This is a genomic window from Cellulophaga sp. HaHaR_3_176 (genome assembly GCF_019021925.1).
Taxonomy (GTDB): Bacteria; Bacteroidota; Bacteroidia; order Flavobacteriales; family Flavobacteriaceae; genus Cellulophaga.
On the sequence record NZ_CP058990.1, the window covers coordinates 281,166 to 305,146 of the forward strand.

Sequence of the window (23,981 nt, forward strand, 5' to 3'; positions counted from 1 at the left end):
ATTCTCTTTTTGTTTGAAAAAGAGGAAATTGACCATTGTTTTAATTGATGATTATTTTTTAATTTTTGTGATAATAAATTAAAAAGTAAAGCTTTATGGTATTAGAGCTCATCTAAAATGTAATATATAAGATAGAGTGAATCTATTTTAGTAAATTTATAGCCTCTTATATTTTAACAATTAGATGAAATACACACCAAAAGAAATTGCAATAATAGGTTCAGGTTTAGTGGGGTCATTATTGGCAATATATCTTAAGAAATTTGGTCATAAAATTACAGTTTTCGATCGTAGACCTGATATTCGAAATATCAAATTTTCGGGTCGTTCTATAAATTTAGCAATGAGTAATAGAGGATGGAATGCTTTAGAAGAAGCCGGTATTGACTCTGAAATTAAAGAAATTGCAATTCCTTTAGATAAGCGTGCAATGCATGTAAATGGTAAGCCAGAATATTACCAGAAGTATGGTAAAGAAGGCGAGGCTATATGGTCAATTTCTCGAGGCGTATTAAATCGTAAGATGATTGATTTAGCAGAAGAAGCTGGTGTAGAGTTTAGATTTGAAGAAAAAGTTTGGGATGTAGACTTACCTGAGGCTAAGTTGTATACCGGAGAAACCGAAAAAGGAGAATGGCAAGAGTATAAATACGATTTGATATTTGGCTGCGATGGAGCTTTTTCTAGAGTTCGCCATAAAATGCAAAGACGTAGTAGGTTTGATTATTCTCAAGATTTTATTGATGTAGGTTATAAAGAATTATCTATTGCGCCCAATGATGATGGTACACACAAATTAGATAAAAATTCTTTTCATATATGGCCGAGAGGAAAGTTTATGTTGATTGCAATGCCAAATTTAGACGGTAGCTTTACGTGTACACTTTTTATGCCTTTTGAAGGTGATATCTCTTTTGAAAATATTAAGACTAAAGAAGAAGCTAAAAACTTCTTTAAAACTCACTTTCCGAACGTGAGGCATGATATTGAAAATATAACAGATGATTTTTTCAAGAACCCAACAAGTGCAATGGTAACTATGAAATGTTTTCCTTGGACATATTGGGATAAGGTTGCTTTAGTAGGCGACTCGGCACATGCCGTAGTCCCGTTTTATGGGCAAGGTATGAATGCAGGTTTTGAAGATATATTTACATTGAATGAAATTATAAAAAAACATGGAGATGATTGGCGTTCTATATTTTCAGAATATGAGAATATTAGAAAGCCTAATGCAGATGCTATAGCAGAACTTAGTTATCGAAATTTTGTGGAAATGAGCAGTAAAACTGCAGATCCAAAATTTTTACTTCAAAAAAAGATAGAGAAATATTTTGCATCAAAACATCCAGAAAAATGGGTTCCTGCATATTCAAGAGTTACTTTTTCTGATAAACCATATGCAGAGGCGCTAGCAGAAGGTGATTTTCAAGAGGAAATTATGCAGAAAGTAATGAAGCTTGATGCTATTGAAGAAAAATGGGATAGCACAGAGGTGGAAAATTACATCTTGAGCTTGCTTTAAAATATATAGAATTTCTTGAATAAAAAAAACCATCTACAAAATGTAGATGGTTTTTTTATGGAATGTATTTTGTATTAAAGTTTAGAAAAAAGAGTTTGCATTTTTTCTTGCTCTTCTTCTGCTAAAACAGGATCTACTAATATACGACCACTGTGCTCATCAGTAATAATTTTTTTACGAGAAGCTATTTCTACTTGCACCTGAGGTGGAATAGTAAAGAAAGAACCACCAGAAGCACCTCTTTCAATAGCAACAACAGCTAAACCGTTTTTAACGTTATTTCTGATACGTTTATATGCAGTAACTAAACGTTCTTCAATATTTTTTTGATACTCATCAGATTTAATTAAAAGAGCTTTTTCTTCTTTTTCAGTTTCTGCTAGAATAGCACTTAATTCACTCTTTTTATGCTTTAAGTGAGTTTCGCGATCTGAGTAACGCTCTTTAGTATTAGAAATCACAGATTTCTTTTGGTCTATTTGAGCTTTAAATTCTTTGATATTTTTTTCAGCAAGTTGAATTTCTAATTCTTGAAATTCAACCTCTTTAGTAATAGAGTTAAACTCTCTACTGTTACGAACATTTTTTTGTTGTTCGGTATATTTTTTCATTAATGTCTTAGCATCATCAATCATGTTCTTTTTGCCAGTGATCTCATAATTAATAGTTTCGATATCAGTCTTTAACTTTTCCATTCTAGTTTTTAGACCTAATACTTCGTCTTCTAAGTCTTCGACTTCTAAAGGTAATTCACCTCTTATATTACGTATTTCATCAACTCTAGAATCAATTAATTGCAAATCGTATAATGCTCTTAACTTCTGTTCTACTGTAGTTTCTGTTTTTGCTGCCATATATTAAAAATACTTGATGGGATTTGTTTTACTTTCCGATAAACGGACTGCAAAATTAGGGATTTTTTTTGTAAGATAGTCAACTAATAAATTTTTTGTAAACTGCTCAGTTTCATAGTGTCCAATATCAGCTATAATCATTTTACCTTCTGCTTCATAAAATTGATGATATTTAAGGTCTGAAGATATAAAAACATCAGCATTTGCTTGCTTTGCAGCGTTTATGGCAAAAGCTCCACTACCGCCTAAAACAGCTACTTTTTTTATTCTTTTATTTAATAGTTTAGAATGTCTGATACACGAAACATTCATTTTTTCTTTTAAAAATGTCAAAAAAGCTTCTTCATCTAGGTCTTTATCTAGCTCACCAATCATTCCGATACCAATATTTTGATTATTGTTCTCTAGAGTTATAATTTCATAAGCAACCTCTTCGTAAGGGTGATTTTGTTTTAGTGTGTTTATTATTTTTTCTTCTAAAGCTTTTTCAAATGTTATATTAATTTGACATTCGTTTTCAAAATGTGTTTCTCCAATTTTTCCAATTGTCGGTTTTGCATTTTCTTCGGCTTTAAAGCTGCCAATACCATTTATACTAAAACTACAATTACTATAGTTGCCAATATTACCAGCACCAATTTCAAACAATTTTTCTTTTAACTCTTGCGCATTTTTTTCAGGAACATAAGTGGTAAGCTTTTTAATAGTGCTTTTTTGTGGTATTAAAATTTTGGTATTTGTTAAGCCTAAAACTTCACACATTTTATAATTGACTCCTTTTATAGCGTTATCTAAAGCTGTATGCATGCTATAAATAGCAATATTATTTTGAATGGCTTTTATAACAACTCTTTGTACATAAGTACTACCCGTTATTTTCTTTAGCCCTCCAAAAATAATAGGATGAAAACTAATAATTAGATTACATTTTTTTTCGATTGCTTCGTCAACAACATTTTCTAAAGTATCTAGAGTTACTAATACGCCTGATACTTCGGTATTATAGTCGCCAACTAAAAGGCCAACATTATCAAAATCTTCAGCATAAGCTAACGGAGCCAGTTCTTCAAGTATGTTGGTTATCTGCTTTACAATCATTTTATAAGTTTATCTGTTTTTCAAAGATAAAATATTATATTTTCGTTATCGATGCAAGTACTAAGAATATTAGGTTTTCCAATTTCAATAATTTACGCACTTGTAGTTTACGTGCGTAATTTTTTATTTGATATAGGTTTTTTTAAATCAAAAGAATTTAAAACACCATTAATTTGTGTTGGTAACTTAAGTGCAGGTGGTACAGGTAAAACACCTATGATTGAACTTTTGGTTGAAACGTTTAAAAAAGAGTATAAGCCTGCTGTTTTAAGTAGGGGTTATGGAAGAAAATCTATTGGTTTTCAAAAAGCAGGCGAAGCAAGTACTGTAGAGATATTAGGAGATGAGCCTTTTCAAATTCATTCAAAATTTCCTGATTTAATAGTAGCAGTAGATGCAGATAGAAAAAAAGGTATTCAATTATTAGAAGATAACGATGCACCAGATATTATTTTTTTAGATGATGCTTATCAGCATAGGAAAGTAAAACCTAGTTTTTCAATTTTGCTAACAGCGCATGATAATTTGTATTTTAAAGATTGGTATTTACCAACAGGAAACTTAAGAGATTCAAAAAAAGAAGTGAATAGGGCAGACGTAGTAGTTGTAACAAAATGCCCTAAAACGATTACGGAAGCTGAGCAGAATATAATTATAAAAGAGATTGACCCTAAAAAAAATCAACAAGTTTTATTTAGTTATTTAGAGTATGATTCAGAATTAAAAGGCTTAAAAGAGAAGTTTACTTTGGCTGATTTAAAAAGTAAAAAAATAACTTTAGTTACAGGTATTGCTAACCCAGACCCTTTACTTAATTATTTAAGTGAAAAGGGAGTTGTTGTTGAGCATTTAAAATATAGAGATCATCATTTTTTTTCAGAGAATGAAATCACTGTTTTTAATAGTAAGGGCTTTGTATTAACTACTGAAAAAGATTACGTTAGGTTAAAAGGTCTTGTTAAAAACTTAGCTTATATAGCAATAAAACATCAATTTAAAAATGATGGGCATGTAATCTTAAAACAAGCTATAGAAAACTCTATGAATAAAGAGGCTTAGGGTGGTAAATGTTTTCTCCAATTTTCTGATAAAACACTTCTGGTTTAAATGGTTTGGTAACAACATCATTACAACCTGCTGCATAAAAGCTTTCTAAACTATCATCTAAAGATATTGCTGTTAGTGCAATAATTGGGGTGTATATGTTAAATTTTCGGATAAGAATAGTAGCCTCTTCACCACTAATACCTGGCATATGAATATCCATAAGAACAGCATCGTATTTGTTTTGAGAAACCATTTCTACAGCATCAGTACCGTTACTGGCAATATCACAAGTCATGTCTTTTTTAAGTAACATTTTCTTGGTAATTACTTGGTTAATTTTATTGTCTTCGACAATAAGTAAATGTAAACCTTCAAATTTATAATCTTCATTTTCATTTTCAATTTCAAAAGCAATATCATTAATAATTCCTTTTTTGCAGACCATATTAATCTCAAAAAAGAAGGAGCTACCTTCTCCTAAAGTACTTTTTAAGTTTATTTTACTTTTAAAAAGGCCTAGAAGACTTTTTACAATAGTTAGCCCAAGTCCTGTGCCTCCGTATTCTCTATTAATTTGTATAGAACCTTGCTCAAAACTATTAAAGATATTATTTACTTGATCTTCAGCAATACCAATACCATTATCTTTCACTTCAAAGTAAATAGTGACATTATCATCTACCTTATTGGCAAGTTTAGTTATAACTTTAACTTCTCCTTTTTTAGTAAATTTTAATGCGTTGCCAACTAGGTTTATTAAAATCTGAGATAATTTCATCGAATCACTCAAAAGATTTTTAGGTATATTTTCGTCGTACTCTAAAGTTATTTTCGTTTTATTTTCTTTAGCACTTTGTTGTAGAGAGCTGATAACTTCAGACAAAACCTTTTTTAGGTTAAATTCTGAATTTACAGGCTCTAACTTATCGGCATCAATTTTATTTAATTGAAGTATGTCGTTAATAAAGCTTAAAAGATAATCGCCAGAGAATTTTAAAGCCTTTAAGTGTTCTTTTTGACTATCGTTAGGGTTTTCATCTAACAATAAATGGGTTAAACCTGTAACGGCATATAGCGGTGTTCTAAGCTCATGACTAACTGTAGATAAAAATGTAGTCTTAGTTTCCATTGCTTTTACAGCGGCATCTCTAGAGGCTTCTAATTCGTAATTTTTTGTTTGTAATAAGTCGTTAGTTTTTAATTTTATTTGATTGTTTCTGTATAACGAAATAGCTAAAAGAGATATTATTGTTAAAAAAGCAGATGTCAAAATTGCAGTAATTTGAGTTCTACTTCCAGATTCTTTTAACTCTTCAATTTCTTTATCCTGAGTATTAATAACATCATTCATTAATGAGAATTGAATGTTATTAGCGCTTTTTGATTCTGATGAAATTTTTGATTCATTAAAAATTGAATCCTTTATTTGGAGTAAGTTATTACTGTATAATAATGCTGGTTCAAAATTATTTAATTCTTGATGTGCAGAAATTAAAAAACGATTTAATTCAAGAATTTCATTAAAATAGCTATTTTTTTCAGCTAATAATAAACCTTCTTTAGCATAATCAATACTAGTTAAGGTGTTTTCTTTTTTTTGTTCTAAAATAGATAAGCCTATATATGCTCTTGTAGCTATGTAGTCTTTTTCGATTAAATCGTTATTTGTAATTAATGAATTGAAATTTTTAGCAGCTTCATTAAATTTTGGTAATTCTAAATAAATAAAACCTTTCATTAATAAGATATGTAATGTCAGGTTTCTTTCATTAGTCATCTGAGCAGCTCTGTTCAGTTCGTAATTAGATTGGTAAAATTTTTGCCCTTTATATAGGTATAAAGCGTCTATGTATATATGTACAGCATTACCATATGGGTATTCTGTTTCTTTTAGTAAAAGCTCTGCGCGATCCCAAAAAACAATTGACTGATCATCTTTATTTAATTTATTATAAAGTAATGCAAACTCATGATAGCAGTCAATAATTGATTTTGAATCATTAATTTCTTCGGCAAGTTTTAGTGCTTTTTCTAAAGAAATGAGTGCTTGATCAATTTTATCTTGGTTTTTAAAATCTCTAGAATTATAAAAATAATTGTCAATTATTTTTTTTTCAGAAAGATTCTCTTGAGAAAATACAAGCTGAAGACCAACTACAAAAAGTAAAAGGAAGTTTAAAAAAAACTTTATGTATGTGAACTCTTTTTTCAAATGTATCCCTTAGTATTTAATAAGTTGATTAAATCGATAACTCTACTGCTGTATCCAGTTTCGTTGTCATACCATCCTATAATTTTAACCATTTTTCCAATAACAGAAGTCATCAAAGAATCAAACGTACAAGAATAATAACTATTGTTTACATCGATAGAAACTATAGGGTCTTCAGTGTAATAAAGTATGTTTTTTAAAGAATTCTCTGAAATATCCTTAAAAGCTTGATTTATCTCTAATATAGAGGTTTCTCTTTTAACATTAAAAGTTATATCTGTTAAAGAGTTATTCGGTACAGGAACGCGTATGCCACAACCACCAATTAGGCCATCTAATTCAGGGAATATTTTTGATAACGCTTTTGCAGCGCCAGTTGTTGTAGGTACAATAGATTGTCCTGCAGCTCTAGATCTTCTTAAATCTCTATGTGGCTGATCATGTAAGCTTTGATCGGTAGTGTATGAGTGAATAGTAGTTATATATGCTTGCTCAACGCCACATAAGTCTTTTATAACTTTAATCATTGGTGCTGCATTATTAGTGGTACATGATGCATTTGATATGATATCATCACTACTAATTAAAATATGTTCGTTAACTCCTAGAACAACCATTTTTATAGCGTCATCATCAGGTGGCACAGAAAGAATAACTTTTTTAGCACCATTTTTTAAATGAAAACTAAGTTCTTCTTTTGTCTTAAATTTTCCTGTGGCTTCTACAACAATGTCAACATTGTGTTTTTTCCAATTAATTAGTTCAGGTGATTTTTTTTGAGAAAAATATATAGGTGTTTGATTGTCAATAGATATTGAATCTTCCGTATGTGATATTTGGGAAGGAAGAACACCATGTATACTATCGTATTTTAATAAATGCGATAATGTTTTGGTATCCGCCAAATCATTAACAGCAACAACCTTAATGTTGGGATGGTTTTGTAGCAGTCTAAATAACGTTCTACCTATTCTGCCAAACCCATTAATGCCAATATTTATTTGTCTCATATTTAAAATAACCTGTTGATATCATTTCAGATTACTATAGAATGATGAAAACAGGCTTGCTTTAGCTTTAATTAATATGTTTATGAGCTTTATATGATGATCTTACTAATGCACCGCTTTCTACATGTCTAAAGCCCATTTTAAGGCCAATTTCTTCATATTTCTTAAATTGCTCAGGAGTTATAAACTCTTTTACAGGCAAATGCTTTTTACTAGGTTGTAAGTATTGACCAATAGTAATTACATCAACATTTACATCTCTCAAATCTTGCATTGTTTGTATTACCTCTTCTTCAAGTTCGCCTAAACCAAGCATGATACCAGATTTGGTTCTGTTAATTCCGTTAGCTCTTAAGTACCTAAGCACTTCTAAGCTTCTTTCATATTTAGCTTGTATACGAACTTCTCTAGTTAGTCTTTTTACTGTTTCCATGTTGTGTGATACAACTTCTGGGTTTACAGCAATTATTCTATCTAAGTGAGTTTCTATTCCTTGAAAGTCAGGTATTAAAGTTTCTAATGTAGTCGTAGGGTTCATTCTTCGAATAGCATTCACAGTTTCTGCCCAAATTATAGAGCCCATGTCTTTAATATCATCTCTATCTACAGATGTTATTACAGCATGCTTAATACTCATAATTTTTATAGAACGAGCAACTTTTTCAGGCTCTTCCCAATCTACATCTTCCGGTCTTCCTGTTTTAACACCACAAAAACCACAAGAACGAGTACAAACATTTCCTAAAATCATGAATGTAGCTGTACCTTCTCCCCAGCATTCACCCATATTAGGGCAACTTCCAGAGGTGCATATTGTATGTAAATTATATTTATCTACTAAACCTCTAAGTTGCGTGTATTTTTTTCCAGTAGGGAGTTTTACACGTAACCATTTCGGTTTTCCTTTTGGTGGTGAAACACTTTCTATTGAGGTATTGCTCATCAATCAATTTTTATGCAAATATACAAACAATTTTAGGTTCTAAATTGTTATAAGAGTGTTAGAATATAGAATGATTATAATGTGTAAGTGATGACAGAAAAAGTTAAGTATTTATTATGATACGTTTCCTTTAATAGCTGCGGCAAGTAATTTTTTTGCTCTTAAAAGTTTTACTTTCACATTATTAATAGGCTCGTTTAAGGCTGTTGCAATTTCGGCATAGCTAAGCTCATTAAAATATCTAAGATTTATCACTTTTTGATAATGGGGTTTTAAGCCTTTAATGTGTTCAAGAAGGGTAGCAAGATTTTGCTGATGAATTAATTGATCTTCAGCAGATGGGCTATCGTCTAAGATTTTTTTAATCTCATCAGCTCCAGGTGATGTTTTGTCAAGAATGTTTCTTTTACTCTTTCTAATTAAATCTACATGAATATTTTTAGATATAGTAATTAACCAAGTTTTAAATTGATATGTATCATCAAACGTATGTAGTTTGTCAAATGCTTTAGAAAAAGTTTGAACAGTAATGTCTTCTGCATCATTTTCGTTTTTAGTACGTTGTAGTTGAAAACTAAAAACATCATTCCAGAAAGTATCTAATAAATTACTAAAAGCAATTTGGTTGCCTAATTTTGCTTTCGCAATAGTTTTTAATAAATTCTCTTTGGTATTGTCCAATATGTGGTGTTAAAAGCTCAAAGCTATAAAATTATATTTTAAGCAGTAGCTTCATTCTTGCAATCTTGCTCCTCTGGTAATTTACCGCAGTAGCCACAAGCTTCACCATCTTTGTTTAAATATGGATTTTGACTAGCACAAGTGCCTGCAAATTTACCATCTTTTTTAGACCATATTTTTATTGCAATACCAGCAAATGCAAGTGCTAAAAGTCCTATTGTTAATAATACTAATTTCATTATAAAATATTTCTACAAAGTTACAAAAATATTATTTTTCAATGAAGGTAATTAATAAGCAATATTTGCAACAATATTATCAACTGTAGGAGTTTCGTTACCACCTTCTTTTTCGATAGTAATATAGCCAACACCATTTTTAGCATAAGGCATTTCTAGTAAGTTGTCATTATCATTAACTTCTTTAATAACACCTAAATCTAACATTTGACCGTTAACTTCTGCCCACATTTGAAAACACTGACCTTCTTCTAATTCAGGAAGGTTTTGAACATTGATGTACGATAATTTCTTAACAGGATTAACGTAAGCAACAGCTTTTAAGTTTTTAGCTTTTCTGTTACCCATTACGGTATACTTTCGTGTTTGAGGATTGTTGAGAACAATAAATTGATTTCTAACATCTTCCAAACGTTGCTTCATATCTTCTTCTAAAAGCTTTATTTGATTTGTTACAACAGTATTCTCCTCTTGTAAATTTACATTTTGGTTGTAGAAAAAGTAAGTTGCACCAGCAAATAGAAAAGCAACGAAACTAGCTGCAATAGCATAGCTCATAAATTTTCTTTTAGATGAGTTCTGTGCTTTTATTTTTTGAAGTATTTGTTCTTTTAATCCTTCAGGTGCTTTAACAGCATATGATTTTGCAAACTCTTCTAAGTTGTCTTGCAATTCATTATATGCTTTTCTAACCTCAGGATGTATTGCAATATAACGTTCTACTTGAAGTGTTTCTGTTTCAGTAGTAGCATCTAATAAATACTTTTCTAAAAGATCGCTGTCTAAGAATGTTTTAATTTTATCTTTCATAATATCACCCTATTAAACATATTAATAATACAACTAATGATGGCTCTATGTATATTTTACGTAATTCACGTAAACCAATTTTTAATCTAGATTTTATAGTGCCTAGCGGAATATCTAATTCTTCACTAGCTTCTTGTTGTGTCATCCCTTCAAAAAAAAGAGCTTCAAGAACAGTTTTGTATTTAGAATCTATTTTTAATAGATTCTCTTTCATGTCTAAAAAATCGGGATTAATACCATCAATACCTAACTTATATACGTCAGAAACATCTATTTGGATTTCTTTTTCTGTTTTTGTTTTTCTGCTTCTTAATTTGTCTATAGCTGTGTTTCTTGTAATACGAAATAGCCAAGTAAATAGTTTTGCTTTTGTAGGGTCGTAGCTATCTGCTTTTTTCCAAATTTTCACAAAACTTTCTTGAAGCACATCTTGTGCCAAGTCTTCATCTTTTACAACTTTATAGGCAACACCAAACAAAGTATCGCTATAATTTTCATAAAGTAAAGAGATCGCTTTTTCGTTACGTTCTTGTAGAAGTTCAACAATATGGTTTTCAAGTAATACGCTCATGAAAAAGTTTAATTAAAAAAAATCACGGTTTGAGAAATCTAAAATGAATTTTCTTACGTAATTATTAAGTAACGCAAATTTATAAAATTGATTGTTACAATTAGAAATTCAATTTCGAATAAGTGAGCGACTGGTTATCGCCCACTTTATTTTTGGTTAGTTTGGTTTGGTATAACCCTGGTTTTTTAGCCAGGGTTATTTATTTTATAATATTAACTTCGGGAAATATACGAATATTGAACTGTTTTTCAACCTCTTCTATTATTTGATAGGCAAGATCTATTATTTCTTTACCACTAGCATTGTTATAATTTACGAGTACTAAGGCTTGGTTTTTGTGAACACCAGCATCGCCAAATCGTTTTCCTTTAAAGCCACATTTTTCAATTAACCAGCCAGCAGGAATTTTATATTCATTATCTGATACTTTATAAAAAGGAGCGTCTGGGTTATTAGCTATAAACTGTTCGAAAACATTTACAGCTACTATTGGGTTTTTAAAAAAGCTCCCACTGTTACCTAATTCTTTTGGGTCAGGTAATTTACTTTGTCTGATTGCTATTACAGCATTCGAAACATCTTTTAAAGTAGGGTTTGTAATATTGTTAGCTTCTAACTCTTTATCTATAGAACCATAAGATGTATTTAGTTGATGGTTTCTTTTCGTGAGTTTAAAATTTACAGAAACAATAATATATTTTCCTTTTCCTTCATTTTTAAAGAAAGACTCTCGGTATCCAAAATTGCATTCTTCTTTAGTGAAGACTTTTATTTTCTGCGTGCTAATTTCCATAGCTTCACATGATGTAAAAGAATCTTTTAGCTCAACACCATAAGCGCCAATATTCTGAATAGGAGAGGTGCCTACTTTACCTGGTATTAGTGACATGTTTTCTAAACCACCATAATTTTGATCAAGAGTCCATAAAACAAAGTCATGCCAGTTTTCTCCAGCCATAACTTTTAATATAATATCGTCTTCCGTTTCAGAAACTATTACTTTGCCTTTTATATTTATATAAAGTACTAAAGCATCAATATCTTTAGTTAAAAGCATATTGCTTCCACCACTAATTATAAATTTATTCGAATAGGCTTCTAGCTGTAATGCTTTTGATAACGTTTCTAAAGATGAAATTTCACAAAAATGTTTAGCACAGACATCAATACCGAATGTATTATATTTCTTTAAAGATAGATTCTTATGAATTTTCATTAAGATAATATGTTTTTAAAGCTTCACTTAAAATATGAATAGCTCTTTTAAGTATTTCTTTTTCTAATACGTAAGCAATTCTTATTTGATTTTTGCCTAACCCTTCAGTAGCATAAAAGCCAGCAGCAGGGGCAACCATAACAGTTTCATTATTAACTGAAAAATCTTCTAAAAGCCATTGCGCAAATGTATCAGAATTTTTTATAGGAAGCTCAACAATGCAATAAAAAGCACCTTGAGGCATTATGACTTTTACTCCTGAAATTTTATTTAACTCATTTATCAGTACATTTCTTCGCTCAACATATTCTAAAATAACCTCGTCAAAATAGCTTTGTGGCGTATTTAGTGCAGCTTCACTTGCAATTTGCGCATAGCTTGGTGGTGACAATCTCGCCTGCATAAATTTAAGGATTGTATTTTTTAACGCTTTATTTTTAGTAACAACACAACCAATTCTAGCGCCACACATACTATATCTTTTAGATACAGAGTCTATTACAATTGCGTGTTGTTCTAAATTATCTTCTTCTAATACGGAGTAGTGTTTTTTGCCATCGTAAACAAACTCTCTATAAACTTCATCTACTATAAAAAATAAATCATGCTTTTTTACAAGTTGAGATAATTGCTGTATTTCTTCTTTACTATATAAATATCCAGTTGGGTTGTTTGGGTTACAAATTAAAATTCCCTTTGTTTTTGAGGTAATTGATTTCTCAAAAGCAGCAATTTCAGGTAAAGCAAAGCCAGTTTCTATTTTAGAAACTATCGGTGTTACTTTTACACCAAATGCAGTCGAAAAACTATTGTAGTTTGCATAAAATGGCTCAGGTACAATTATTTCGTCATCATTGTCAGCAATACTACCTATAACAAATGATAAAGCTTCAGATGCTCCTGTGGTTATCAGTAAATCATCTGCAGATATATTTATATTATGCTTTGAGTAATAAGCAGCAAGTTTTTGTCGGTATTCATTAGAGCCTTCTGTTTTACTATAACTAAGTGTAGAAATCGTGTTGTTTTTAACAGCATCAAGCGCTACTTGAGGTGTTTTAATATCAGGTTGGCCTATGTTTAGGTGAATAACATTTATACCTCTAAGCTTTGCAGCCTCGGCATAAGGTACCAGTTTCCTAATTGGAGACTCAGGCATCGAGAGCCCTTTTTTTGATATTACTGGCATATGCTATATTTTTTGCAAAAATGCAGAATCATTATTAACTAGGCAATATGTGAATTGGGAATTTTAATTTTTTAGCTAAAAAAAATGTTATAAAAAAAGCCCTAACAAAATGTCAGGGCTTTTAAATAATAATATTGAGATTGGTTATTGAGCCATTGCAGCATCTTTAACTTCTCCTTTAATTTTTAATACAGTGGTAGGAGTGTCAGCATTAGAAATTACAGTAATTGCTTTTCTGATAGCACCAACTCTGTTTGTATCATATTTAACTTTTATCTTACCCACTTTACCTGGTAAAATTGGATCTTTTGGCTTTTCAGGAATTGTACATCCACAGCTAGAACTAACTTTGCTAATAATTAATGGAGCATCTCCAGTGTTTGTGAATTCAAATACACGAACTCCGTCAGATCCTTTTTGGATTTCTCCGTAATCTACAGTGTCAGACTTAAAATTGATTTTTGCAGTTTTTTCCTGCGCGTTTAGGCTAATCCCTAATAGTCCAATAAATAAAACTAGTACTATTTTCTTCATCATTTTTAGTTTTGGGTGAGGTTCAAATGTAACTATTTTGATATGAACCTCAAAATTCTTTTGTTATCTGATAACGTTACTTATTTTTGTTTCGTATTTCAAAATGAATAAAAAGAATAACATTTAACATTTCACATCTTTTAACCATCTAGAAGATACAAAACTTATAAAACAAAAACTGTACCAAAATATGGAAATAGCATCAAAATACGAACCTCAGAAAGTAGAAAAACATTGGTATGATTACTGGATGAGTAATGGTTATTTTCATTCTACGCCTGATGAAAGAGAACCTTATACAATTGTAATTCCTCCGCCAAATGTAACGGGAGTATTACATATGGGGCATATGATGAATAATACACTTCAAGATGTTTTAATTAGAAGAGCAAGATTGATGGGTAAAAATGCATGTTGGGTACCTGGTACAGATCATGCATCAATTGCAACTGAAGCTAAGGTTGTGGCAAAATTAAAAGAACAAGGAATTAATAAAGCCGATTTAACTCGTGAAGAGTTTTTAAAACATGCTTGGGATTGGACAGATGAATATGGAGGCGTAATACTTGATCAATTAAAAAAATTAGGTTGTTCCTGCGATTGGGATCGTACAAAGTTTACATTAGATGATAATATGTCAGCTTCTGTAATTAAAGTTTTTGTTGATTTGTTCGAAAAAGGACTTATTTACCGTGGTTTTAGAATGGTAAACTGGGATCCTGAAGCGCAAACAACACTTTCAGATGAAGAAGTAATTCATGAAGAAAAACAAGGGTTACTTTATTATTTAGAATACCAAATTGAAGGTTCTGACGAAAAAGTTACTATTGCAACTACAAGACCAGAAACTATATTAGGTGATACTGCAATTTGTATTAACCCAGAAGATGAGCGTTATGCACATTTACGAGGAAAAAAAGCGATAGTTCCGTTAAGCGGTCGTACGATACCTATTATAGAAGATGAATATGTTGATGTTGAATTTGGAACAGGATGTTTAAAAGTTACACCTGCTCACGATATAAATGATAAAGCACTAGGAGAAAAGCATAATTTAGAAATTATCGATATTTTTAATGCTAATGCAACGTTAAACCACCACGGTTTACATTATGAAGGTAAAGATCGTTTTGTAGTACGTAAAGAAATTTCTAAAGAATTAGAAGAAAAAGGCTTTTTAGTTAAAACAGAAAGTCACCTAAATAAAGTAGGAACATCAGAAAGAACAAAAGCTGTAATTGAACCAAGATTATCAGATCAATGGTTTTTAAAAATGGAACAACTTGCTGAACCTGCTATTAAAGCAGTTTTAGAAACAGGAGATGTAAAATTGTTTCCTAAAAAGTTTGAAAACACATACCGTCATTGGATGGAAAATGTTCGTGATTGGAATATTTCTCGTCAATTATGGTGGGGACAACAGATACCTGCATATTATTATGGAGAAGGTGCTGAAGATTTTGTAGTTGCAGAAAGTAAAGAAGAAGCGTTAAAAAAAGCTATAGCAAAAACAGGAAATAAGGCATTATCAGCATCAGATCTTAAGCAAGATGAAGATGCTTTAGATACATGGTTCTCATCTTGGTTATGGCCAATTAGTGTGTTTAATGGTATTTTAGAACCAGAAAATAAAGAAATAGAATATTATTACCCAACAAACGATTTAGTTACTGGACCAGATATTTTATTTTTCTGGGTAGCTCGTATGATCGTTTCTGGATATGAATATAGAGATGAAAAACCATTTCAAAATGTATACTTAACAGGTTTAGTACGTGATAAGCAACGTAGAAAAATGTCTAAGTCATTAGGGAATTCACCAGATGCATTAGGCCTTATAGAACAATATGGTGCAGATGGTGTTCGTGTTGGTTTGTTGTTGAGTTCGGCTGCAGGTAACGATTTAATGTTTGATGAAGCATTATGTCAGCAAGGGAAAAACTTTGCAAACAAAATATGGAACGGTTTCCGTTTGGTACAAGGTTGGGAAGTTGCAGATTTGCCACAACCAGAAGCTTCTAAATTAGGAATAGAATGGTATAAATCTAAATTTGCTCAAACACTTTTAGAAATTGAAGACCACTTTAGTAAATACAGAATTTCTGATGCATTAATGGCAATTTATAAGTTAGTTTGGGATGATTACAGTTCTTGGTTATTAGAAATTGTAAAACCAGCTTACCAACAACCTATAGATAAAACTACGTTTGATGAGGTTATTGCAATTTTTGAAGATAATTTAAAGTTATTACATCCTTTTATGCCATTTTTAACAGAAGAAATCTGGCAACATATTACAGAGCGTACGCCCGACCAAGCTTTAGTTATTGCTAAATGGCCAGAAGCTACTGTGATAAATGAAGATTTAATTTCAGGTTTTGATTTTGCTGCAGAGGTAATAGCAGGAGTAAGAACAATAAGAAAGCAAAAAAATATTCCGATGAAAGAATATTTAGAGCTTTCAGCATTAAATGAAGGTGATATAGCGAACGATTGGGATGTTATCATAAAAAAACTAACCAATGTTTCTGAAATTACATATGTAAAAGAAGCTGTAGAAGGGGCACTTTCATTCAGAGTAAAAAGTAATGAATACTTTATACCAATTAGCGGTGCTATTGACGTTGATGCCGAAATAAAAAAGATTCAAGAAGAATTAAAATATACAAAAGGTTTTTTAATGTCCGTTCAGAAAAAACTATCAAACGAGCGTTTTGTTAGTAATGCTCCAGAACAAGTAATAACAATAGAACGTAAAAAACAGTCTGATGCAGAGGCAAAGATTGAGACTTTAGAAAAGAGTTTAGCAAGTTTACAATAACAACATTAATTATATACAAATGAAAATTATAGCAATTGGTAAAAATTACGTTAATGACGTAAGTGAAAAGCCATCAGAAAAGGTAACTCCAGTAATTTTTACAAAAGCAGATTCTTCGCTTTTAGAAAATAACAATGATTTGGTAATGCCATCTTTTTCTGATGATCTTTGGTATGAGGCAGAATTAGCATTTAGAATTGGTAAAACGTGTAAAAATGCAACAGTAGCTAATGCATTAGATTTTGTTGATGCAGTAACATTATCAAACGATATTACAGCTAAAGACGTAATGGCTGCAAGTAGAGAAAATAAAGGACCTTGGGCGTTAGGTAAAGGTTTTGATGGCTCAACACCGATAGCTACTTTTTTTCCAATAGCAGATTTTTCAGATGTACAGAATATTAATTTTTCGTTTGAAGTAAATGGAGAAGAGAAACAAAAAGGAAATAGTTCTTTGATGATTACATCTCTTACCGATTTTATTGTTTACGTTTCAATGTTTATGACATTAAACCCTGGCGATATTCTTTTATCAGGTACACCTGCGCATGGTGTTGGTAAAATAAATAAAGGGGATGTTATGGTTGGTTATTTAGAAGGTAAAAAGGTTTTAGAAACTAAAGCCGTTTAGTAAATAACAAAACAATAAAAAGCCCTATTCTTTTAAAGAATAGGGCTTTTTGTTATTATACAAGTAGCTTATTTATATTAAATGAAGATTATCTACCTCCGTACGACTTTAAATCAAGTAAACACTCAGGGTCTAAATCAGGTACTTGACCATTTTTAGCAGTAAGCATTTTTGCCATTGCAGAACCAAATTGTAATTCAGCAAGCATTAAGCAACCTTCTTGATTACAATGTTGATTTCCAATTTCATTTCCGTCTTCATCTGTAGTAATGCCTTCATGTGGGTTAACCATTTCATTAGCTATATGTACTAATCCAAAAAGGTGACCAAATTCATGTAATAATGTTGCAGTCTCTACGGTTGCATCATTAATAAAAACACTTTTACCGGCTAAATCTCTAATGGTAGATTCAAACATTACCATAGATGTGTTTCTGTAAACAGCACCTAGTGTAACCAAATCTTCTTCAGGTTCATCTTCAGCAGAAGGTGAGTCCGAAAAATAAATATAAACAGCAATTGTTTTTCCGATGTTATATGCGGTTCTGTTTTCTAATTCTAAATCAGCAATTTCTTGAAGTGTTAAGCTCTCTTTATCAGGAGAAGGCACTTCTAAATATTCAATTTCTATATTCTCTTTAAAAGTACGTTCTGTTAAATACTCAACTAGATCATCTACAGCTTGTGTGGTAGGTTTAAAGCCAGAAGGATATGCAATTTGTAAAAGTAACGTGTCAAAATCAGTGTTCGATAATAAATCAGAGGCAGAAGTGCCTGTATCTTTCAGGTTTGTATTTTTATCAATACTTGTTGGTGATTGATTTGTATTAGTATTTTCTGTATCAGTATCTGTTGATGTACTTTGTTTTGAACAATTAAAAACTAATAAAAGGGATAAAAACAGGAATACAATATAACTCTTTTTCATGGCATCATCATTTAACATTAAGTCTTTTAGGTATTTACGGTAACGTGCCTAAAAGGGTTCTATTGCAAATTAAGAGTAAGTTTCGCTAAATAATCATAATGTTCTCCTTCTTTTAACATTTCACAATTAAAATTATTTGCAATTGCGGCTCTTTGTAATGTATTGTAATCTAAATAAAGCCAATCAAACTCATCTCCTTTTTCATCTTTATATTGCATGGTAAAAGTTACTTCTCCATAGTACGTATTCTGGTCCGAAATCCAATAGCCACCATCTTCGTCTTCTTCATACATATAAATAATATCACTAGAATCTAATATAATTTGCCCATTTGGTTTTAGGATTGTTTTTAAATGGTTGAAAAATTTATTGATATACTCTAACTTTCCAACAATACCGATACCGTTCATTAATAATAGCAAAGTATCAAACTTTTCATCTTTATAGTTATAAATATCAGAACAGATAGCTTTTTTTAGACCTCGCTCTTTACAAACTTCTATAGCACCTTCAGAGTAGTCTAGTGCAATAACATCAAAACCTTTGTTTTGCAGATAAAGACTATGGCTACCTGCGCCACAACCAATATCTAACACATTACCTTTGCAGATTTGCAATGCCTTTTGCTCAAGTAAGGGCATTTCTTTAAAATTACGGAATAAATAGTTGAGGGGAATAAAGTCTTCCTCATCTAACGATGAAAAAGTTTTTATATCTGTAGTGCTTTTTTTGTTATGAAAGTCTAAAACTGCTTTCCCAAGAATATCAGTTGCCATTTAATTCGTAATTTGCAGCAAAAATCAGATAATAATATAACTAACAAAAATAAATTTTACACAGATGATGTCTATTAATAAAATAGTTGCAATTTTTTTCATGGTAACTATAACTAGTTGTGCACAAGAAAAAACGTATAACGAAGATGTAATTAGTTACTTGAACTCAAACGGAACATCATCACAATATGAGTTTGCTTACGATGAATTATTGAAAATGTTAGAAGATAAATTTCCGAAAACAAAAGAGAATTCTAAAAGTTGGGAATTTTTAGATAATAATAAAGAAAAATATGTAGCAGAAATGACAAGTTCACTTGTGCCGGTTTATCAAAAAAACTTCACAGAAGAAGAACTAAAAAAAATGGCTGATTTTTACAGAAGTCCTACTGGTAAGCAATTAACAGCTGATCGATCTAAAATGACAGAAGATCAAAAAAATAAATTAAATGATTTTTATAAATCAGAAATTGGAAAGAAAATTATTGATAAACAACCTGTTTTATCAAAAGATATAGCTGTAGTTTCAGAAAATTGGAGTAGAGATTTGTATGAAACAGCGCTTAGCTTATTAAAGTAATGGAAGAATTTTTAAAACAATTACCAAAACTAGCTAAAGACAAACAAAACGAGAATAAGAAGTTTTTTGCGAAGCTAAAAAAAAAGCCACCTAAAAACTTAGATTATACGATGCAAGAACTGCATGAAGATGAGTTTGAAAGAACAGATTGTTTAACTTGTGCAAACTGCTGTAAAACTACGGGGCCACTTTTTACAAATTCAGATGTAGAGCGTATTGCTAAATCATTCAGGCAAAAACCGCAACAGTTTATTGAACAATATTTACGAATAGATGAAGAAAACGATTATGTGTTGCAACAAGTACCTTGTACTTTTTTAGACGCAGATAATTATTGTTCTATTTATGATGTGCGACCAAAAGCTTGCCGAGAGTTCCCACATACAGACCGTAAAAAGTTTCAACAAATAAGCAATCTAACTATAAAAAATGTAGCTATTTGCCCTGCAGCTTTTAATATTGTTGAAGAGATGAAAAAGAGAATAAAAGTATAATAGAAAATCGTATTTATTTTTAAATAACTCAGTCTTTGAAATTACCGCCAATTAATTTTCATGAAGTTTTTCTTTTTAATAAAATTTTTAGGTATTTTTTCTAAAATTTCGACTCTTAAGGCTTCTATTAAATTATCTTTTGAAAACGAATGATGTACAACGATACTGACCTCTCTAATTGGTTTAGGATCGCTAAAGTTGATACAGCTACCACTATCTCTTTTGTTAATCGCCATTTCAGGTACCAGTGTAAAACCACCATAATTGTCTACCATTTTTTTTAAAGCTTCAATAGATCCACTTTGAAATTTAATGCTTTTATTGTTGTTTGAATTATTACAAATATTTAAAACTTGGTTTCTAAAGCAATGTCCGTTTTCTAAAAGCCAAACATCATTTAACGATTCAACATCTTGTGTCGATATAGTTTTCTTATTATCGAGTTCTTCATTTTTTTGACCATAAAAAACAAATGGCTCGTTGTAAAGTTTAACCTCTCTGATAAAAGGCTCATTTAATGGTGTTACTAAAATGCCAATATCTATTTCTTTTTTCTGCAATGCCGAAATAATAGATTCAGATTGCATTTCTTCAATTTTTAAAATAGAGTTAGGGTATTTTTCAGAAAAAGAACCTGAAATTAAAGGAATAAGATAAGGGGATATGGTTGGTATTATTCCCATTCTAAATTCACCTTCTAAATTATTAAGCTCAGTACTAACCATATTTTTCAATTCGCCTACTTCACGTAAAATAACTTTTGCTTTTCTAACAAACATTTCACCTAAATCAGTCGGTCGAAAAGGAGATTTACTCTTGTCAAAAATTGTAAAGCCTATTTCGTCTTCTAGTTTTTTAACTTGAATAGTAATAGTTGGTTGCGTTACAAAACACTTTTCGGCAGCGGTTACAAAATGCCTATACGTGTCTAAGGCAATTACATATTCGAGTTGTTGTAATGTCATTCTTATTGATTTTGTTAATACAAATATAAAAACTATTAATTTGATTAATAAGGTGGTGCTGTAGATATTTGCTCCATCATAAAAATTAAGATGAAGATGAAATTATTATTTACGGCAATAGCCTTATCGATTGGGCTTGCAACTTTTGCACAAAACAAAGGCTCAGAAACATTAATGACTACGAATAATGGGGCGCCAGTTGGAGATAACCAGAATTCTAAAACAGTTGGCGAATATGGTCCAGTTTTATTAGAAGATATCCATTTAGTAGAAAAATTAGCAGCTTTTGATAGAGAGCGTATTCCAGAGCGTGTAGTACACCCAAGAGGCGCAGGAGCTTCTGGTTATTTTGAAGCAACTAAAGATATGTCTGAATATACAAGAGCGGTATTATTTGCTGAGGTAGGTAAAAAAACGGATTTAGCGGCTCGTTTTTCTACAGTGATACATGGCAAAGGATCTCCAGAAACAGCAAGAGACCCAAGAGGTTTTGCAGTTAAATTTTATACAGAGCAAGGTAATTATGATATTGTTGGTAACAACTTACCTATATTTTTTATTAGAGATGCTATAAAATTCCCAGATATGGTTCACTCTTTAAAACCATCACCAGAAACAAACAAGCAAGACCCTAATCGTTTTTTCGATTTCTTTTCTAATGTACCAGAGGCAACACATATGCTTACAAGGTTGTATACCGATTTAGGAATACCTAAAGGTTACCAATTTATGAATGGGAGTAGTGTGCATGGTTACAAATGGATTAATAAAGCAGGTAAGGTAACCTATGTGAAATATTCATGGGTATCTAAGCAAGGAGAGCATAATTTAACTGTAGAAGAAGCTGCAGTACAACAAGGAAAAGATTGGCAACATGCAACGGTAAGCTTAAGAAAAGATATTGCTGATAAGAATTACCCACAGTGGGATTTGTATGTGCAAATGATTAAGCCTGAAGATATTCATTCTTTCGATTTTTGGCCTTTAGATGCTACTAAAGATTGGCCAGCAGATAAAATTGAAAAAATTAAAATTGGTACAATGACGTTGAACCAAAACCCTGTAAATTATTTTGAGCAAGTAGAAAGTATAGCTTTCTCTCCAGGAGCTTTAATACCAGGTGTTGAACCATCAGAAGATAAATTATTACAAGGGCGTTTATTCTCTTATTTTGATACTCAAAGACATAGGCTAGGACCTAATTTTCAACAATTAACAATAAACAAACCATTAGAAGATCCGAAGAATTACAATTCAGATAGCTGGAGTAGTTATGGTAATAAAAAGTTTGAAAATCCTGATGTAAATTACCAACCAAGTAGCAGATCGACTTTAGCTGAAGATATGCAGTACAAACAATCTGAAACTACACTTACTGATGTAACTATTACTCAAAAGAAAATTACAAAAACAAATGATTTTGCTCAGCCTGGCGATTTTTACAGATCACTTACAAAGCAGCAAAAAGATAATTTAATTAAAAATTTAACTGGAGATTTAGGTCAGGTAACTGATAAAAATATTCAAATGAAAATGATTACATATTTCTATAAATCAGACAGAGACTACGGAATGCGTGTAGCTGAAGCTTTAGGCTTTTCTGCTAAAGATTTTAGAAATTAAAAACTATTCATCCATGAAGAAGGGGGAGGCATTTTATGCTTCTTCCTTTTTTTTAAATTCATATTATGAAATATATAATAATAGTAGTCTTTTTTACTTATAGCATTGTAGCACAATCGCAATCAGTTTTTGAAGCATCAAGAGAAGGGAGTATTGATACGTTAGAAGCATTATACCGTATAAATAATGACACTTTAAATGCCGTAGATAGTAAAGGTTTTACACCTTTAATTTTGTCAACATATAACAGCCAAGCTGCGGCAGTAACATTTTTATTAAATAAAAATGTTGATATAAATGCTAAAGATGTATCTGGTAATACAGCACTAATGGGGGTTTGTTTTAAAGGTAATTTCGAAATTGCCAAAATGCTTATTGATAACGGAGCTAATGTAAATCAACAAAATTATAACAATGCAACAGCATTAATATATGCGAGTACATTTGGTCATTTAGATATTGTTACATATTTACTTCAAAAAGGGGCAGATAAAGAGATTATAGATAGCAGAGGTAATACGGCTTTAAAACATGCTCAAATGCAAGGAAACGACGAGATAGAAGCACTCTTAAAGTTTTAGAATAACAAGTTGTAATTGTGAAAGTTAATATGTTCAGGCTTAACTGTATTTTTACAATACGGTCAGGTTACTTTTTAGCTAATTTAAGCCTGAATATGTTATTAATTTTGTCTAGCTGTTGCAATTCTCTATTAAATAACCATTTAAGTCTCCTTAAAAATTTTCGCCACCAAACTCTCCTTACTCTTTTTCAATTAATTCTTTTTCGGGCAATACCATTTCAAATATGGTATCACCAATAAGCTTATCAAGCTCTTAAGAACTTAGTGTTTTATTCTTTTCAATAAAATCACAAACCTCTTAAGAAATATTTTTAACAGATTGATTACTTGCAGTTATATTCAGAATTTGAAACCTTCTGCATTATTCTCGAAAATATAGGGCAGTTTTTGGCAGTTTCTATTGTTAAATGTTCACTAATCAATTAAGCAATTTCTAAATCTGATTTATTAAGGTAAGTCGTGCTATGTTCGTTATTTAACTCAAGTAGAATTTTATTGTTATTCTTAATAAACTTCATTCAATTTCAAACACATTTTATTAGACAGGAGTTCAATATTCGAGTTTTGAAAGTACCCTGTATCAGTAAATACGATAAATAGAATAAAGATTCTTAGTAAATTTCCCATGTTTATATTCTATAAATTCAGATA

Annotated in this window: 23 protein-coding genes; 8 read left to right on the plus strand and 15 right to left on the minus strand. The window is 30.9% G+C overall.

All coding sequences use genetic code 11. The features are described 5' to 3' along the window. Nucleotides 1-184: 184 nt before the first annotated feature. Complete coding sequence (locus H0I23_RS01250) at nucleotides 185-1,525, plus strand: NAD(P)/FAD-dependent oxidoreductase (protein ID WP_216784665.1); 1,341 nt, start codon at nucleotides 185-187, stop codon at nucleotides 1,523-1,525. A gap of 74 nt (nucleotides 1,526-1,599) precedes the next feature. On the opposite strand, the gene H0I23_RS01255 is transcribed toward H0I23_RS01250, so the two are convergent. Together H0I23_RS01255 and H0I23_RS01260 are read right to left on the minus strand one after the other, a co-directional pair. Next, nucleotides 1,600-2,379 carry a zinc ribbon domain-containing protein gene (locus H0I23_RS01255; protein WP_216784666.1) on the minus strand — a complete coding sequence of 260 codons (780 nt, stop codon included), beginning with the start codon at nucleotides 2,377-2,379 and terminating at the stop codon, nucleotides 1,600-1,602. 3 nt (nucleotides 2,380-2,382) lie between these two features. Beyond that, nucleotides 2,383-3,477 (minus strand): Nif3-like dinuclear metal center hexameric protein, encoded by a 1,095-nt coding sequence (locus tag H0I23_RS01260; RefSeq protein WP_216784667.1) that lies wholly within the window; start codon nucleotides 3,475-3,477, stop codon nucleotides 2,383-2,385. 51 nt (nucleotides 3,478-3,528) lie between these two features. Between H0I23_RS01260 and lpxK the strand changes: the two genes are divergently transcribed. Continuing rightward, entirely contained in the window at nucleotides 3,529-4,536 is a 1,008-nt protein-coding gene (gene lpxK / locus H0I23_RS01265; RefSeq protein WP_216784668.1) for a tetraacyldisaccharide 4'-kinase, read from the plus strand. On the opposite strand, the gene H0I23_RS01270 is transcribed toward lpxK, so the two are convergent. The 10 genes from H0I23_RS01270 to H0I23_RS01315 form a co-directional block, all read right to left on the minus strand. Then, the gene (locus H0I23_RS01270) at nucleotides 4,517-6,736 is read right to left on the minus strand and encodes an ATP-binding protein (protein WP_254073631.1); all 2,220 of its coding nucleotides are present in this window, start codon (nucleotides 6,734-6,736) and stop codon (nucleotides 4,517-4,519) included. The two genes, lpxK and H0I23_RS01270, sit on opposite strands and share 20 nt — an antisense overlap. Next, a complete protein-coding gene (gene gap, locus H0I23_RS01275; RefSeq protein WP_216784669.1) occupies nucleotides 6,733-7,746 on the minus strand; it encodes a type I glyceraldehyde-3-phosphate dehydrogenase in 1,014 nt (337 codons plus the stop codon). The genes H0I23_RS01270 and gap overlap by 4 nt, the downstream gene beginning before the upstream one ends. A 67-nt stretch (nucleotides 7,747-7,813) precedes the next feature. After that, nucleotides 7,814-8,689 (minus strand): lipoyl synthase, encoded by an 876-nt coding sequence (gene lipA / locus H0I23_RS01280; RefSeq protein WP_216784670.1) that lies wholly within the window; start codon nucleotides 8,687-8,689, stop codon nucleotides 7,814-7,816. A gap of 114 nt (nucleotides 8,690-8,803) precedes the next feature. Next, complete coding sequence (locus tag H0I23_RS01285) at nucleotides 8,804-9,370, minus strand: RNA polymerase sigma factor (RefSeq protein ID WP_216784671.1); 567 nt, start codon at nucleotides 9,368-9,370, stop codon at nucleotides 8,804-8,806. Nucleotides 9,371-9,408: 38 nt separating this feature from the next. Continuing rightward, nucleotides 9,409-9,609, minus strand: coding sequence for a membrane or secreted protein (locus H0I23_RS01290; RefSeq protein ID WP_216784672.1), 201 nt, complete (start codon nucleotides 9,607-9,609; stop codon nucleotides 9,409-9,411). Nucleotides 9,610-9,660: 51 nt separating this feature from the next. Further along, nucleotides 9,661-10,419: an anti-sigma factor domain-containing protein gene (locus H0I23_RS01295; RefSeq protein ID WP_216784673.1), complete on the minus strand. Its 759-nt coding sequence runs from the start codon at nucleotides 10,417-10,419 to the stop codon at nucleotides 9,661-9,663. Nucleotides 10,420-10,423: 4 nt separating this feature from the next. After that, nucleotides 10,424-10,990, minus strand: coding sequence for an RNA polymerase sigma factor (locus tag H0I23_RS01300; RefSeq protein ID WP_216784674.1), 567 nt, complete (start codon nucleotides 10,988-10,990; stop codon nucleotides 10,424-10,426). A gap of 199 nt (nucleotides 10,991-11,189) precedes the next feature. Next, the gene (gene murB, locus H0I23_RS01305) at nucleotides 11,190-12,206 is read right to left on the minus strand and encodes a UDP-N-acetylmuramate dehydrogenase (RefSeq protein ID WP_216784675.1); all 1,017 of its coding nucleotides are present in this window, start codon (nucleotides 12,204-12,206) and stop codon (nucleotides 11,190-11,192) included. Then, entirely contained in the window at nucleotides 12,193-13,395 is a 1,203-nt protein-coding gene (locus tag H0I23_RS01310) for a pyridoxal phosphate-dependent aminotransferase (protein WP_216784676.1), read from the minus strand. Before H0I23_RS01310 ends, murB begins: the two co-directional genes overlap by 14 nt. Before the next feature lie 144 nt (nucleotides 13,396-13,539). Next, the gene (locus tag H0I23_RS01315) at nucleotides 13,540-13,932 is read right to left on the minus strand and encodes a DUF1573 domain-containing protein (RefSeq protein WP_216784677.1); all 393 of its coding nucleotides are present in this window, start codon (nucleotides 13,930-13,932) and stop codon (nucleotides 13,540-13,542) included. A 187-nt stretch (nucleotides 13,933-14,119) separates the two neighbouring features. On the opposite strand from H0I23_RS01315, the gene H0I23_RS01320 reads away from it, so the two are divergent. After that, a complete protein-coding gene (locus tag H0I23_RS01320; RefSeq protein WP_216784678.1) occupies nucleotides 14,120-16,750 on the plus strand; it encodes a valine--tRNA ligase in 2,631 nt (876 codons plus the stop codon). Between the two features lie 19 nt (nucleotides 16,751-16,769). Continuing rightward, on the plus strand, nucleotides 16,770-17,381 hold the full coding sequence (locus tag H0I23_RS01325) for a fumarylacetoacetate hydrolase family protein (protein ID WP_216784679.1): 612 nt from the start codon (nucleotides 16,770-16,772) through the stop codon (nucleotides 17,379-17,381). A gap of 88 nt (nucleotides 17,382-17,469) precedes the next feature. Here the strand turns inward: H0I23_RS01325 and H0I23_RS01330 are convergent, their stop codons facing one another. Then, entirely contained in the window at nucleotides 17,470-18,309 is an 840-nt protein-coding gene (locus H0I23_RS01330) for a hypothetical protein (RefSeq protein WP_216784680.1), read from the minus strand. Nucleotides 18,310-18,368: 59 nt separating this feature from the next. Then, a complete protein-coding gene (locus H0I23_RS01335; protein ID WP_216784681.1) occupies nucleotides 18,369-19,085 on the minus strand; it encodes a bifunctional 2-polyprenyl-6-hydroxyphenol methylase/3-demethylubiquinol 3-O-methyltransferase UbiG in 717 nt (238 codons plus the stop codon). A 64-nt stretch (nucleotides 19,086-19,149) separates the two neighbouring features. Here H0I23_RS01335 and H0I23_RS01340 point away from each other — a divergent pair, with 64 nt between their 5' ends. Together H0I23_RS01340 and H0I23_RS01345 are read left to right on the plus strand one after the other, a co-directional pair. Next, nucleotides 19,150-19,665, plus strand: a complete 516-nt coding sequence (locus H0I23_RS01340; RefSeq protein WP_216784682.1) for a DUF2059 domain-containing protein — start codon at nucleotides 19,150-19,152, stop codon at nucleotides 19,663-19,665. Continuing rightward, entirely contained in the window at nucleotides 19,665-20,159 is a 495-nt protein-coding gene (locus H0I23_RS01345) for a YkgJ family cysteine cluster protein (RefSeq protein WP_216784683.1), read from the plus strand. Before H0I23_RS01340 ends, H0I23_RS01345 begins: the two co-directional genes overlap by 1 nt. A gap of 41 nt (nucleotides 20,160-20,200) precedes the next feature. Here the strand turns inward: H0I23_RS01345 and H0I23_RS01350 are convergent, their stop codons facing one another. Beyond that, nucleotides 20,201-21,124, minus strand: coding sequence for a LysR substrate-binding domain-containing protein (locus H0I23_RS01350; protein ID WP_216784684.1), 924 nt, complete (start codon nucleotides 21,122-21,124; stop codon nucleotides 20,201-20,203). Nucleotides 21,125-21,220: 96 nt separating this feature from the next. On the opposite strand from H0I23_RS01350, the gene H0I23_RS01355 reads away from it, so the two are divergent. Next, a complete protein-coding gene (locus H0I23_RS01355; protein ID WP_216784685.1) occupies nucleotides 21,221-22,747 on the plus strand; it encodes a catalase in 1,527 nt (508 codons plus the stop codon). A 65-nt stretch (nucleotides 22,748-22,812) separates the two neighbouring features. Then, complete coding sequence (locus tag H0I23_RS01360) at nucleotides 22,813-23,328, plus strand: ankyrin repeat domain-containing protein (RefSeq protein ID WP_216784686.1); 516 nt, start codon at nucleotides 22,813-22,815, stop codon at nucleotides 23,326-23,328. Nucleotides 23,329-23,981 lie beyond the last annotated feature (653 nt).

What these genes read in the sequence shown, in the direction of transcription:
- H0I23_RS01310 (WP_216784676.1), bottom strand. Translation starts at nt 13,395, where the DNA reads ATGCCAGTAATATCAAAAAAAGGGCTCTCGATGCCTGAGTCTCCAATT.
- H0I23_RS01350 (WP_216784684.1), bottom strand. Translation starts at nt 21,124, where the DNA reads ATGACATTACAACAACTCGAATATGTAATTGCCTTAGACACGTATAGG.
- H0I23_RS01355 (WP_216784685.1), top strand. Translation starts at nt 21,221, where the DNA reads ATGAAATTATTATTTACGGCAATAGCCTTATCGATTGGGCTTGCAACT.
- H0I23_RS01295 (WP_216784673.1), bottom strand. Translation starts at nt 10,419, where the DNA reads ATGAAAGATAAAATTAAAACATTCTTAGACAGCGATCTTTTAGAAAAG.
- H0I23_RS01320 (WP_216784678.1), top strand. Translation starts at nt 14,120, where the DNA reads ATGGAAATAGCATCAAAATACGAACCTCAGAAAGTAGAAAAACATTGG.
- H0I23_RS01325 (WP_216784679.1), top strand. Translation starts at nt 16,770, where the DNA reads ATGAAAATTATAGCAATTGGTAAAAATTACGTTAATGACGTAAGTGAA.
- H0I23_RS01300 (WP_216784674.1), bottom strand. Translation starts at nt 10,990, where the DNA reads ATGAGCGTATTACTTGAAAACCATATTGTTGAACTTCTACAAGAACGT.
- H0I23_RS01360 (WP_216784686.1), top strand. Translation starts at nt 22,813, where the DNA reads ATGAAATATATAATAATAGTAGTCTTTTTTACTTATAGCATTGTAGCA.
- murB (WP_216784675.1), bottom strand. Translation starts at nt 12,206, where the DNA reads ATGAAAATTCATAAGAATCTATCTTTAAAGAAATATAATACATTCGGT.
- H0I23_RS01290 (WP_216784672.1), bottom strand. Translation starts at nt 9,609, where the DNA reads ATGAAATTAGTATTATTAACAATAGGACTTTTAGCACTTGCATTTGCT.
- lpxK (WP_216784668.1), top strand. Translation starts at nt 3,529, where the DNA reads ATGCAAGTACTAAGAATATTAGGTTTTCCAATTTCAATAATTTACGCA.
- lipA (WP_216784670.1), bottom strand. Translation starts at nt 8,689, where the DNA reads ATGAGCAATACCTCAATAGAAAGTGTTTCACCACCAAAAGGAAAACCG.
- H0I23_RS01345 (WP_216784683.1), top strand. Translation starts at nt 19,665, where the DNA reads ATGGAAGAATTTTTAAAACAATTACCAAAACTAGCTAAAGACAAACAA.
- H0I23_RS01250 (WP_216784665.1), top strand. Translation starts at nt 185, where the DNA reads ATGAAATACACACCAAAAGAAATTGCAATAATAGGTTCAGGTTTAGTG.
- gap (WP_216784669.1), bottom strand. Translation starts at nt 7,746, where the DNA reads ATGAGACAAATAAATATTGGCATTAATGGGTTTGGCAGAATAGGTAGA.
- H0I23_RS01315 (WP_216784677.1), bottom strand. Translation starts at nt 13,932, where the DNA reads ATGATGAAGAAAATAGTACTAGTTTTATTTATTGGACTATTAGGGATT.
- H0I23_RS01330 (WP_216784680.1), bottom strand. Translation starts at nt 18,309, where the DNA reads ATGAAAAAGAGTTATATTGTATTCCTGTTTTTATCCCTTTTATTAGTT.
- H0I23_RS01260 (WP_216784667.1), bottom strand. Translation starts at nt 3,477, where the DNA reads ATGATTGTAAAGCAGATAACCAACATACTTGAAGAACTGGCTCCGTTA.
- H0I23_RS01340 (WP_216784682.1), top strand. Translation starts at nt 19,150, where the DNA reads ATGATGTCTATTAATAAAATAGTTGCAATTTTTTTCATGGTAACTATA.
- H0I23_RS01255 (WP_216784666.1), bottom strand. Translation starts at nt 2,379, where the DNA reads ATGGCAGCAAAAACAGAAACTACAGTAGAACAGAAGTTAAGAGCATTA.
- H0I23_RS01335 (WP_216784681.1), bottom strand. Translation starts at nt 19,085, where the DNA reads ATGGCAACTGATATTCTTGGGAAAGCAGTTTTAGACTTTCATAACAAA.